This window comes from Duganella sp. S19_KUP01_CR8 (assembly GCF_036688705.1).
Classification (GTDB): Bacteria; Pseudomonadota; Gammaproteobacteria; order Burkholderiales; family Burkholderiaceae_D; genus Rugamonas.
Map to the genome: position 1 here is coordinate 19,019 of NZ_JAQQPR010000016.1, position 12,929 is coordinate 31,947.

Here is a 12,929-nt window from a genome sequence, read left to right on the forward strand (position 1 = left end):
GTTAAATAACAGCCTGGCAAACAGGCTGGCAATTCGTACACGACACGGAGAATCAAATGGACTTTAGCATAAAAGCATTCGACACAAAAAACACCATCGCTTCGGCCAAAGCCGGCGTTGTCGCCGTCGCGGTCTTTGAGAACAAGAAGCTGTCGCAGGCCGCCAAGGCGCTGGACGGCTCCGGTGAAATCACGGCTGCGCTGAAGTCCGGCGACATCTCCGGCAAAGCCGGCACCACCCTGCTGCTGCGCGGCGTGAAAGGCGCGAGCGCCGAACGCGTGCTGCTGGTCGGCCTGGGTAGCGACGATGGCGTCAGCGAGAAGAATTTCGCCAGCGGCGTGTCCGCGGTGCTGAAGGCTTTCTCCGCGCTGGGCGCGAGCGACGCTATTATCGCACTGCCGATGACCGAAGTGAAAGAGCGCGACGTCAATTGGGCGATCCGCTGCGTGGTGCAAAGCGCGCACGAAAGCGTGTTCCGCACCGACGGCCAGAAGAGCAAGAAGGATCCGGCGCCGACCGGCGTGAAGAAAATCGCGCTGGCCGTGCCAAACACCGCCGCCACCAAGCTGGCGCTGGCCCAGGCCGAGGCGATCGCCAACGGCATGGACCTGACCAAGGAACTGGGCAACCTGTCGGCCAACGTCTGCACCCCGACCTACCTGGCCAACACCGCCAGGAAGCTGGGCAAGGACTACAAGTTCGACGTTGAAGTGCTGGACCGCAAACAGCTGGAAGCACTGAAGATGAACAGCTTCCTGTCCGTGACCAACGGCAGCGAGCAGCCGCCAAAGTTCATCATCCTCAAGCACATGGGCGGCAAGCCTAAGGATGCGCCGGTGGTGCTGGTCGGTAAAGGCATCACCTTCGACACCGGCGGCATTTCGCTGAAAGCCGGTCCAGGCATGGACGAGATGAAGTACGACATGGGTGGCGCCGCTTCGGTGCTGGGTACCTTCCGCGCCATCGGCGAGATGAACCTGAAGCTGAACGTGATCGGCGTGATCGCCGCCTGCGAGAACATGCCTTCCGGCCGCGCCACCAAGCCGGGCGACATCGTCACCTCGATGAACGGCCTGACCATCGAGATCCTGAACACCGACGCCGAAGGCCGCCTGGTGCTGTGCGATGCGCTGGCCTACGCCGAGCGCTTCAACCCGGCCGCCGTGATCGACATCGCCACGCTGACCGGCGCCTGCATCGTCGCCCTGGGCCACCACAAGAGCGGCCTGTTCACGCGCGACGACGACACCCACAACAAGCTGGCCGACGAGATCATGGCTGCGGGTAAAGCCGCCGGCGACACCGCATGGCGCCTGCCGATCGGCGAGGAGTACAACGAGCAGCTGAAGTCCAACTTCGCCGACCTGGCCAACATCGGCACGCCGGGCGGCGCGTCGTGCACCGCCGCGGCCTTCCTGGAGAACTTCACCCGCAAGTACACCTGGGCCCACCTGGACATCGCCGGCACCGCATGGAAATCGGGCGGCGCCAAAGGTGCTACCGGCCGTCCGGTACCGCTGCTGTCGAACTTCCTGATTAACCGGGCATAAGCGCGTGCCTAAGCGCCTACCTAATCAATAGAGCGTCACCCCTGCAGCCGGCGGCGGCAGCGCATCGCGCTCCACCGCCGGGTGCATCACCACCGTCAGCGTGGCTGGATAGTCATAGGCCGCGCCGGTATTCTTGTCGATGAAGTAGCCGACACCCGCCGTCAGCGCCAAATTCCCCCACAGATTCCCGTCCACCTTGGAATCGACCTTTTCGTAGGCCCAGCCCGCGCCCTCTTTCTGGCAATCGATGCGCAGCGCGCCCGCGCTCTTGCGCAGCGTCACGCGCGCCGGGGTGGTCACGAACCATTTTCCGACGTCGTTGTACAGCACGCAGCCGACGCCAGCGATCTCGCGATGATCGAGCACGGTTTGCACCAGCACGTTTTGTTGGGTGGATTCAGTCAGGGAGGCGCAGCCGGCCATTAGGGTCAGCAGCGCGGAAGCGCTGGCAACGGCGGCTGCAACGGGACGGAAATACATGGTCTGCCTCAGGGTTAGTGGGTCAGACCAGTGTAGCAGCCCGCGAGCGGTTCTATATGCTCAATCAAGAGGCGTAAAGCGTTGCACTTTTACGCCATCGACTTCGACAATTTCAAAAAACACGTCTTTCGGCCGGGTCCAGATGGATCCGTTCGCGGCGCGATAGACGATCATGGTACTCAGATCAGATTCCAGGGTGGCCTCACATACCAGCTCGTAGAGGCCCCCTTTGTAGTGCCTGAAGCGCATCCGGGTCAGGCGTTGTGCCGTACCGGCTCAGCCGCTGCAACGCGCTCTTCCGCCTGCTCCTGCTGCTTCTTCTTCAGACCCTGTACCACTTTCAGGATATCGTCCATGCCACGTTCGCCGCCCAGGGTGGAGAACGCATCCAGCACTTCGTTCAGCACCTGGTTGCGCACCGCAGCCTCGTCGGAGTTGATGGCCGGCGGACGTTGAACGGCAGCCTTGGCCTTTTCCAGCGCGGCGGCTTCCTTTTGTGCGGTCGTCTTGCGACCGCCCGGCGTTTTGCCGTGCTCCAACGCAGCTTGCCAGATGACCCAGCGGCGTTGCGTTTCAAAAACCAGGTACTCCTCTGGTTTGTCTTCCCGGCGTCGGACGATGTGACCGTCTTTCTGCGCCCACGTCTCGAATGCAGCTCGCATTTTAATTCCTTTGTAAATGCGCTACGCGCTATTCACTGTTAAAACCACAAGTAATTTCCCTATAGTACCATTTCTTGTTGATGCACAACACAAAAATGAACCCTGGACACTACTATTTTTGATTGCTCGACGGAAACACAAGTTTTCCACCCAATTTGTATCAGTATATTTCTCTTTTGCTTATTTTGTCTTTATTTACCGTTCTATTTTGACAACAAGGAGACATTCCTAGCAATTTTTTTTTAATTTCACACATTTTGCAACATTTTAGGCTCTGACAGTGCCCGCACGAAAGACTTTTTCATGTTTTTTTATAAAAATCGTCAAATTAACAATCCTATGTGTTAAATCAAGATGCTGTAAGATTCGGTCATGCAGGCTAAAGCCTCCCCCAAACCCCGCACGGACACTGACTCAGATGAAAATAGCCACATGGAATGTTAACTCACTCAACGTTCGCCTGACGCACGTCTTGAAATGGCTAGAGGAGAACCCCATCGATGTCCTCTGCATTCAAGAAACAAAATTAACGGATGACAAGTTTCCGGTGGCCGCCATCGAGGCTGCCGGTTATCAGGTCGCCTACAGCGGCCAGAAAACCTACAACGGCGTCGCCATCCTGTCCAAACTGCCGATTGCCGACGTGATCAAGAACAATCCGCGCTACGAAGACCCGCAGCAGCGCATCCTGGCCGCCACCATCGACGGCGTGCGTGTGGTGTGCGCCTACGTGCCCAACGGCCAGAGCGTCGATTCGGACAAATACGAGTACAAGCTGGGTTGGCTGTCGTCCTTCCACGACTGGATCAAGGAAGAAGCCGCGCTGCATCCGCAACTGGCGGTACTGGGTGACTACAACATCGCGCCGGAAGACCGCGACGTTCACGATCCGGCCGCATGGGCCGGCCAGGTGCTGGTGTCCGACAAGGAACGGGCCGCCCTCACCCGTTTGCTCGACATCGGCCTGACCGATTCCTACCGCCTGTTCGAGCAACCGGAAAAATCGTTCAGTTGGTGGGACTACCGCGCGCTGGGCTTCCGCCTCAACAAAGGCCTGCGCATCGATCACATCCTGCTGTCGCCGGCGCTGGTGGCCCGTTGCAGCGCCTGCGTGATCGACCGCGCGCCGCGCAAGTGGGAACAGCCGTCCGACCACGCTCCGGTGATCGCCACGCTGGATTGATTAAAGCCTGGGCAGCAGCAGCTGGGCCGTCGCGTGCGGCACCGGCTGTGAAAACAGATAGCCCTGCGCATACTGGCAGCCGTTGCGCTGCAATAGCGCGTACTGCCCTTCCGTCTCCACCCCCTCCGCCACCACCGACAGCTGCAAGCTGTCCGACAGCGCGATGATCGCCGCCACAATCGCGCGGTCTTCCGCGCTCTCTTCCAGTTCCTTGATGAAGGCGCGGTCGATCTTGATCTTCTTGACCGGGAAGCGCTTCAGGTAGGCCAGGCTCGAATAGCCGGTGCCGAAATCGTCGATCGACAGACGGATGCCCATGGCGTTGATCTGGCCCAGGATATCCAAGGTCTGTTCGCCGTGCTGCATCAGCGCCGTCTCGGTGATCTCGAATTCGATCAGCGACGGATCGATGCCGGTTTCGTCGAGGATGGCGCGGATCGACTCGATCAGCCCACGATGCATGAACTGGCGCGGCGACAGGTTCACCGCCAGCGGCACCGGCGCCAGCCCGGCGTGCTGCCACGCCATGCTTTGCCTGCAGGCCTGGCGTATCACCCACTCGCCGATCGGCACGATCAGGCCGTTCTCCTCGATGATGGGGATGAAGTGGTCCGGCAGCACCAGCTCACCGCCGCCACGGCGCCAGCGCAGCAGCACTTCCATCGTATGCAGGCGGCGCGTGCCGATATCCATGATGGGCTGGAAGTGCAGCTCGAACTCGTCCTGCGCCAGCGCGCCGCGCAGGCTGGACTCCAGCTCGAAATGCGCCGCCGCCGTCTGGTTCATCGCCTCTTTGAAGTACTGGTAATTGTTCCTGCCGCTGGCCTTGGCGTGGTACATGGCGGCGTCGGCATGACGCATCAGCGTCTCGACGTCGCCGCCGTCGTCCGGATACACGCAGATGCCGATCGACGGCGTGATGTGCAGGTTGCGGCCTTCGAGCGGGAAGCTGTCCGACAGCGCCTCGATGATCTTCTCCGCCACGTGGCTGGCCTCTTCGGACGAACGGATGCCCGGCACCAGCACCACGAACTCGTCGCCGCCCAGGCGGGCCACGGTGTCGCTGGCGCGCACCGCGCGGCACAGGCGGCTCGCCACTTCCTTCAGCAACTGGTCGCCGGTCATGTGGCCCAGAGAATCGTTGATGGTCTTGAAGCGATCCAGGTCGATGAACATCACCGCCAGCCGGCGCTCGGAACGCTGCGCCGCCAGCATGGCGCGGTCCAGCCGGTCCGACAGCAGCGCGCGGTTCGGCAGGCCGGTCAGGCTGTCGTGGTAGGCCATGTGGTGCACGCGCGCCTCGGCCTGGCGGCGTTCGACGATCTCGCCTTGCAGCAGCGCGTTGGCGCCGGCCAGTTCGGCGGTGCGCTCCAGCACCCGCACTTCCAGGTCGTCGCGCGCGCGGCTGACCGCCTCCGCCGCCTCGCGCCGCTCGGTGATGTCGTCCACCAGCCACACCGAGCGCCCGGTGGCCTGCGCCAGGTCGAACGGGCGGCCGGACAGGCGGCCCCAGAACGTGCTGCCGTCCTTGCGCACCAGCTGGTACTCGGAGGCGTGCACGCGGCCGGCGTGGAAGTCGTCGGCGGTGGCGGCGCGCGCCGCTTCCCACGCATCCTTGTCGGCATAGAAGGCCTGCACGCTCAACTGGTTCATCTCGCCGGGCGCATAACCGAACAGCTCCTCCATCTTGGTGTTGCAGCGCAGGTTGCGGCCCTGCTCCACCACCGAGATGCCCAGCACCGCGCTGTCCAGGATGGCCTGGTTTTCCAGCAGCGCGTTGCGCAGCGATTCCTCGGCGTTCTTTTGCTCGGTGCGGTCCTCGATCACCCAGATCGTGCCCTGGGTCGGGTCGTCGGGATTGACCACGTAGCCGATCAGCTGCGCCCACATCAAGGTATCGTCGGAGCGGCGCATCTCCATCTCGATCTGGAACGGTTTTCCGATCGACAGGAAGGGATAGGCTTGCGCCCCCAGCTTTTCGTAGGATTCCTGCGACGGGTACAGCGCGCGGCCGGGCAGGCCCAGGCCGGCGTCGCCCTCGTAGCGAAACATCTCGGCGAAGCCGCGGTTGTAGCGCGTGATGACGCGGTTCTTGGTGAACAGGATGCTCATCGAGGCATTGGTCATGATGGCCTCGACCTCCATCTGCGTCTGGCGCGTGCTGGTCACGTCTTCCAGGATCCAGATGGTGCCGCCTTCGCTGTGCGCGTCGTCCACCGCCTTGGCGCGCACGCGGCACCAGAACACACTGCCGTCCTTGCGTTTGAACTCGTATTCTTTTTTCTCGAACGGCTGGCCTGTGCCCAGCAGCGGTGCGGCTTCGCGGCCGAATTCCTCGTAGCGTTGCTGCGACGGGAACACCATGGCCGAAGGATGCCCCACCATTTCATCGATGTCGTAGCCGAACATCTCCGCCATGCGCGGATTACAGCTCAACATGATCTGCGCCTTGCTGAACAGGATGCCGACCGAAGCGTTGTCCAGGATCGCCTTCTGCTCCAGCAGCAGCTGCCGGGTCGCCTCTTCATGCCGCTTCTGGGCGCTACGGTCGTCGAAGATCCAGATGGTGTCCTGCTGCGTGCGGCCCGGATTGATCACGTAACCGAAGGCGTGCGCCCAGAAGGTCGAGCCATCCTGGCGCCGCATCTCCATCTCGGCCTGGTAGGGCTTGCCGCGCGCCAGCAGCGGCCGCGCCTTGCGCACCACCGCGTCGAACGCTTCCTGCGACGGATACAGCGTCGACGTCAGCTGGCCGACACCGCCATCGTCGTTGAAGCCGAAGAATTCGGCGAAGCGGTGGTTGTAGCGCAGGATGCGGTTATCGCGCTGGAAGCCGATCGCCAGCGGCGCGCTGTCCATGATGGCCTGCATCTCCAGCAGCGCGCGGCGCAGCTTCTCTTCATCGATGCGGTGCTCGTTGATGTCCTCCATGATCCACACCGTGCCTTCGGCGGTGTGGATAGGATCGATGGCGCGGCCGAACAGGCGCGCCCAGAACAGCGAGCCGTCCTTGCGGCGCAGCTGCGCCTCCTGCATGAAGGACAAGCCCTGCGACAGCGGCGGGCTGGCCTTGCGGCCCAGGTCGACGAAGTCCGCCTCGCTCGGATAGACGGTGACGCTGGCCACACCCTCCAGCTCCTGGCGGCTGTAGCCCAGCATTTCGGCGCAGCGGATATTGCACTCCTGGATCACCCCGTCCTTGCTGAAGAGGATACCGACTGCGGCGTTCTCCAGGATGGCCTGCTGCTCCAGCAGCGTCTTGCGCAGGGAGCGCTGGTCGCGCTCCACCGCGCTGATGTCGTGGAAGACGATGGTGGCGCCCTGCACCGCCGAACTGGCCGGCAGCGGCTTGCTCCACGCCTGCACCGACAGGTATTGGCCGTTGGCGCAGGTCAGGCAGCTATCCCAGCGCCGGCCCGCATTGGAGGCCTCCAGCGCCGCATCGAGCTCCTTGACGCTGGCGCCGCGCACGTGGCGCGCGAAAAGGTCGGCCATCGGCCGCCCGGCCGGGTCGAAACCCAGCAATTCCACCAGCTCCTGATTGGCAGCCAGCACCACGCCATCGGTGCCATAGGCGCACGCGGGAACGCCGATCAGCGCCAGCGCGTCTGCTACGAAATCAGGATTGGTCGAAACTCGATTCATGTACACCAATGGCACCCAATAAAAAATGCCACCTCGCCCGTTACTTTCCGGCAGCATAGTTGGCAGATCATAAACCACATTGGTCGCATTAGCCATCGCGCACACCGAGCGACGCCCCTAAAAACGACAATGCCCGGCGAACCGGGCATTGTCGTCATCCGACCACTTGTCAATTACATCAGTGCGCGCTGGCTCCCGCGGCGCCGATACCGGTCTCCGAGCGCATCTCCTGCGCCTCGTAGCCGGCGCGGTCGATGCGTGCACGTGGGCTCTTGTCGAGCACAGAGAACAGCCAGATGCTGGCGAAAGCCGCGGGTATCGAGAAGATAGCCGGCGAGGCGTAAGGGAACAGCGCGTCGGTATGGCCCAGCACATCGACCCAGACCGATTTCGACACCACGGTCAGCACCACGGCGGTGATCAGGCCGATGAAGCCGCCCGTGGTGGCGCCACGGGTGGTGCAATCCTTCCACAGCACCGACATGAACAGCACCGGGAAGTTGGCCGAGGCGGCGATGGCGAACGCCAGCGACACCATGAACGCGATGTTCTGCTTCTCGAACACGATGCCCAGCACGACGGCGACGACACCCAGCGCAACGGTGGTCAGGCGCGACACATGCAGTTCCTTGGCGCTAGTGGCCTTGCCCTTCATGATCACGGTGGCGTACAGGTCGTGCGATACCGCCGAGGCGCCGGACAGCGTCAGGCCGGCCACCACCGCCAGGATGGTGGCGAAGGCAACGGCCGAGATAAAGCCGAGGAAGACATTGCCGCCCACGGCCTTGGCCAGGTGGATCGCCGCCATGTTGTTCCCGCCCAGCAGTTTGCCGGCGGCGTCCTTGAACTCGGGATTGGTGCTCACCAAGACAATGGCGCCGAAGCCGATGATGAAGGTCAGCACGTAGAAGTAGGCGATCCAGCTGGTGGCCCAGAACACCGACTTGCGTGCTTCCTTCGCGCTAGGCACGGTGAAGAAGCGCATCAGGATGTGCGGCAGGCCGGCGGTGCCGAACATCAGCGCCATGCCGAACGAGATCGCCGACACAGGGTCCTTGATGAAGGTGCCAGGGCCCATGATGGCGTCCTTCTTGGCGTGGATTTCGACCGACTTGGCGAACAGCGCCTCGGGACTGAAATTAAACTGCGCCATCACCACGAAGGCCATGAAGGTGGCGCCGCCCAGCAGCATCACCGCCTTGATGATCTGCACCCAGGTGGTGGCGGTCATGCCGCCGAACAGCACGTAGATCATCATCAGCGAACCGACCAGCACCACCGCGATCCAGTATTCCAGACCGAACAGCAGTTTGATCAACTGCCCCGCGCCGACCATCTGCGCGATCAGGTAGAAGGCCACCACCACCAGCGTGCCGGAGGCGGAGAAGATACGGATCGGCGCCTGCTTGAAGCGGTAGGCGGCAACGTCGGCAAAGGTAAAGCGGCCCAGGTTGCGCAGGCGCTCAGCCATCAGGAAGGTGATCACCGGCCAGCCGACCAGGAAGCCGATAGCGTAGATCAGGCCATCGTAACCATTAAGGAAGACCGCTGCGGAGATGCCGAGGAAGGACGCCGCCGACATGTAGTCGCCGGCGATGGCCAGGCCGTTCTGGAAGCCGGTGATGCCGCCGCCGGCGGTGTAGAAGTCCGATGCCGATTTGGTCTTGGCGGCGGCCCACTTGGTGACGAACAGCGTGAAGATGACAAAGGCGCCGAACATGGTGATCGCGGTCCAGTTGGTCGGCTGCTTGACCGCTTGCCCCAGATCGACTCCGGCCGCCAGCACCGCGCCGCTGGCGCCCAGCAGCGTCAACGCGGCAAGCCCGCGCAGCATGCGTTGGGCGGCGCTCATGCCCGCACCCGTTCTTGGATCGCGTGGGTCAGGTCGTCGAACTGCTTGTTCGCGCGGCGCACATACAGTCCGGTGACCAGCACCGTGAACACGATGACAAAGAGGCCGAGCGGCATCCCCCAGGTCATCACACCGGCGCCGGTTTTCGACGCCAGCAGTTCCTTGTCGAAAGCGATCAGCAGGATGTAGCCGTAATAAACCAGCATCATTGCCGCCGTCAGCGTCCAACCGAAACGGGAACGGACCCTGACCAGCTGATGGTAGTTGGGGTCCCGTTTTATTTTTTGAACCAGATCGTCATGCATTACGTGTCTCCTGTGTTGTTTGTATCCACAATAGACAGCGAGACTTACCGGTCCCTTACGCGCACACTATTTCGCCACACCGGCTTGCAGAACCCGTTGTATCTGCTGGAGCGAAGCCGGATCTTCGATCGCCGTCAGGTCGCCAGGATTGCGTCCTTCGCAGATGGCCTGGATCGAACGGCGCAACAATTTTCCGGAGCGGGTCTTCGGCAACTGCGGCACGAAATACACGCGCGACGGCCGCGCGACAGCGCCCAGTTGATGATCGACCACGCCGAGAATTTCGCGCTCCTGCGCCGCACAGCCCTCTTCGTTGGCGGTACGCGTTGCGTCCTTGACGATGACGAAGGCAACCGCCACCTGCCCTTTGAGCTTGTCCTCCACGCCCACCACCGCCACCTCTGAAACGTTGGCGTGGCTGGAAATCGATTCCTCGATTTCGCGCGTGCCGAGACGATGGCCGGCGACGTTGATCACATCATCGGTGCGGCCGAGGATGAAGTAGTAGCCGTCTTCATCGCGCACGCCCCAGTCGAAGGTCGAATACACCTGCTGCCCATCGAAGGTGGACCAGTAGGTATCGACAAATCGCTGGTCGTCGCCGTACACGGTCTGCATGCAACCTGGCGGCAGCGGGCCGTCGATCACCACCACGCCCTTCTCGTTGGCGGCGCATTCCTCGCCGGTCGATTCGTTGAGCAGCTTGACCTTGTAGCCGTACATCGCCACGCCGGGGCTGCCCAGGCGCGTCGGATTGTCTTCGACGCCCTTGGCGATCGACAGGATGGGCCAACCGGTTTCGGTCTGCCAGTAGTTGTCGATGATGGGTACGCCCAGTTCATCGTGTATCCATTGCGAAGTGGTTTCGTCGAGCGGTTCGCCCGCCAGGTACAAGGCGCGCAGCGACGACAGATCATACTTGCGCATGAACTCCGGCGGCTGCTTGCGCAGCACGCGGATCGCTGTCGGCGCCGAGAACATGCGCGTGACCTTGTACTTCTCGACGATGCTCCACCAGATGCCAGCATCCGGGCAGATCGGCAAGCCTTCGTACATGATGGTTGCCATGCCGGCGATCAGCGGGCCGTAGACGATGTAGGAGTGACCGACCACCCAGCCGATATCGGACGTGGCGAAGAAGGTCTCGCCAGCCTTGCCGCAGAAGTTGTACTTCATCGATGACGCCAGCGCCACAGCATAACCGCCGACGTCGCGCTGCACGCCTTTCGGCTTGCCGGTGGTACCGGAGGTGTAGAGGATGTAGGACGGTTCATTCGATTCCAGCCAGGTCACGGGCACGCGCGCGTCCATGTGGGCGGCACGCAGAGTGGCCCAGTCCTCGTCGCGGCCTGCCACCAGCGCCATCGGCGCCAACATGCGGTCCACCAGCAGCACCTTGGCCGGCTTGGCGGACGACAGCTCGATCGCCTCGTCCAGCAAATGTTTATAAGGGATGGCCTTGCCGTTGCGCGAGCCGGCATCGGCGGAGATGATCAGCACCGGCCGTGCATCGTCGATGCGGCTGGCCAGGCTGTTGGCGGCAAAGCCGCCGAATACCACGGAATGAATCGCGCCGATGCGGGCGCAGGCCAGCATTGCGAACGCCGCCTCGGCGATCATCGGCATGTAGATCAGCACGCGGTCGCCACGGCCGACGCCCAGCGCCAGCATCATCGCGGCGCAACGTTCAACCTCGGTGCGCAGTTCGTTGAACGAGTAGCTGCGCTCTGTATTGGTTTCGGTGGAGATGGCGATCAGCGCGGGCTGATCGCCCTGGCTGGCACACCAGCGGTCCACGGCGTTGTGGCACAGGTTGGTCTGCCCGCCGACGAACCACTTGGCGAACGGAGGATGGGAGTAATCCAGCACTTTCGTGCATGGGGCGTTCCAGTCGATGAGCGCTGATTCGTCCTGCCAGAATTGTTCAGGCGTGACGATAGAGCGCTGATAAAAATCAGCGTAATTCATGTCTCCTCCGTTATGGTGTGTTCAGCTTAGAACGTGTCGCCGGGGATGCGTACCCAACCTTCCATCAACACGCGGGCGCTGCGGCTCATGACCGCCTTGGTCACGCTCCACTCGCCGTTTTTCTGCGTCGCTTCCGCGCCCACCCGCAGCGTGCCGGATGGGTGGCCGAAGCGCACCGCATCGCGCGCGCCGCCGCCCGCCGCCAGGTTCACCAGCGTGCCCGGTATCGCCGCAGCGGTGCCGATAGCCACCGCCGCCGTGCCCATCATCGCGTGGTGCAGCTTACCCATCGACATGGCCCGCACCAGCAGGTCGACGTCGGTGGCGGCGACCTGCTTGCCGCTGGACGAGGTGTACGGCGCCGGCTTGGCCACGAAGGCCACCTTAGGCGTGTGCTGGCGCGTGGCCGCGTCGTCGATGTGGTTGATGAGCCCCATGCGCAGCGCACCGTGCGCGCGTATCAGTTCGAAACGTGCCAGCGCTTTCGGATCGCTGTTGATGGCGTCCTGCAGCTCGGTGCCGAGGTAACCGATATCTTCCGCGTTGACGAAGATGGTCGGGATGCCGGCGTTGATCATGGTCGCCTTCATGGTGCCGACGCCGGGTACTTCCAGCTCGTCGACCAGTTGACCGGTCGGGAACATGGAGCCGCCCGCGCCCTCTTCTTCCGCCGCCGGGTCCATGAATTCCAATTGGACTTCGGCCGCGGGGAAGGTGACGCCGTCGAGTTCAAAGTCGCCGGTTTCCTGTACTTCGCCGTTGGTGATCGGCACGTGGGCGATGATGGTCTTGCCGATATTGGCCTGCCATACGCGCACCACAGCCATGCCGTCGCGCGGAATGCGGCCGGCGTCCACCAGGCCGCCGCTGATGGCGAAGGCGCCAACCGCAGCGGACAGGTTACCGCAGTTGCCGCTCCAGTCGACGAAGGCCTTGTCGATGGAGACCTGGCCGAACAGGTAGTCGACATCGTGATCCGGCTTGCTGCTTTTGGACAGGATCACCGATTTGCTGGTGCTGGAGGTGGCGCCACCCATGCCGTCGATCTGCTTGCCGTATGGGTCCGGACTGCCGATCACGCGCAACAGCAAGGCGTCGCGCGCGGCGCCCGGCTGTTGTGCGGCTGCCGGCAGATCCTGCAAGCGGAAGAACACGCCCTTGCTGGTGCCGCCACGCATATACGTGGCGGGGATCTTGATTTGAGGTTTATGTGCCATGACATTCATCCGTTACCGTCACTCCCGCGAAAGCGGGAGTCCATGCTGAGTATGGATTCCCGCCTGC

The 12,929-nt window shown here is 62.6% G+C and carries 10 protein-coding genes; 2 read left to right on the forward strand and 8 right to left on the reverse strand.

The genetic code is table 11. The features are described from left to right. Positions 1-56: 56 nt before the first annotated feature. Complete coding sequence (locus tag V6M89_RS17085; RefSeq protein ID WP_332854286.1) at positions 57-1,550, forward strand: leucyl aminopeptidase; 1,494 nt, start codon at positions 57-59, stop codon at positions 1,548-1,550. A gap of 24 nt (positions 1,551-1,574) precedes the next feature. Here the strand turns inward: V6M89_RS17085 and V6M89_RS17090 are convergent, their stop codons facing one another. Genes V6M89_RS17090 through V6M89_RS17100 form a run of 3 tightly spaced genes read right to left on the reverse strand, consistent with a single transcriptional unit; the run spans position 1,575 to position 2,692 of the window. Further along, positions 1,575-2,030, reverse strand: coding sequence for a hypothetical protein (locus tag V6M89_RS17090; RefSeq protein WP_332854287.1), 456 nt, complete (start codon positions 2,028-2,030; stop codon positions 1,575-1,577). A 60-nt stretch (positions 2,031-2,090) separates the two neighbouring features. Then, positions 2,091-2,279, reverse strand: coding sequence for a DUF1653 domain-containing protein (locus V6M89_RS17095; RefSeq protein WP_020705647.1), 189 nt, complete (start codon positions 2,277-2,279; stop codon positions 2,091-2,093). A gap of 5 nt (positions 2,280-2,284) precedes the next feature. Next, on the reverse strand, positions 2,285-2,692 hold the full coding sequence (locus V6M89_RS17100) for a hypothetical protein (RefSeq protein WP_332854288.1): 408 nt from the start codon (positions 2,690-2,692) through the stop codon (positions 2,285-2,287). 418 nt (positions 2,693-3,110) lie between these two features. On the opposite strand from V6M89_RS17100, the gene xth reads away from it, so the two are divergent. Beyond that, a complete protein-coding gene (gene xth, locus V6M89_RS17105; RefSeq protein ID WP_116993027.1) occupies positions 3,111-3,875 on the forward strand; it encodes an exodeoxyribonuclease III in 765 nt (254 codons plus the stop codon). Here xth and V6M89_RS17110 read toward each other — a convergent pair whose 3' ends face one another. From V6M89_RS17110 to prpF, 5 genes are all read right to left on the reverse strand, one after another. Next, a complete protein-coding gene (locus V6M89_RS17110) occupies positions 3,876-7,520 on the reverse strand; it encodes a sensor domain-containing protein (protein WP_332854289.1) in 3,645 nt (1,214 codons plus the stop codon). It lies immediately after the preceding gene. Between the two features lie 178 nt (positions 7,521-7,698). Beyond that, positions 7,699-9,372 carry a cation acetate symporter gene (locus V6M89_RS17115; protein WP_332854290.1) on the reverse strand — a complete coding sequence of 558 codons (1,674 nt, stop codon included), beginning with the start codon at positions 9,370-9,372 and terminating at the stop codon, positions 7,699-7,701. Next, on the reverse strand, positions 9,369-9,677 hold the full coding sequence (locus V6M89_RS17120) for a DUF485 domain-containing protein (protein ID WP_332854291.1): 309 nt from the start codon (positions 9,675-9,677) through the stop codon (positions 9,369-9,371). Before V6M89_RS17120 ends, V6M89_RS17115 begins: the two co-directional genes overlap by 4 nt. 66 nt (positions 9,678-9,743) lie before the next feature. Beyond that, positions 9,744-11,645 (reverse strand): propionate--CoA ligase, encoded by a 1,902-nt coding sequence (locus V6M89_RS17125; RefSeq protein ID WP_332854292.1) that lies wholly within the window; start codon positions 11,643-11,645, stop codon positions 9,744-9,746. 26 nt (positions 11,646-11,671) lie between these two features. Continuing rightward, positions 11,672-12,862, reverse strand: coding sequence for a 2-methylaconitate cis-trans isomerase PrpF (gene prpF, locus V6M89_RS17130; RefSeq protein ID WP_332854293.1), 1,191 nt, complete (start codon positions 12,860-12,862; stop codon positions 11,672-11,674). Positions 12,863-12,929: the final 67 nt, after the last annotated feature.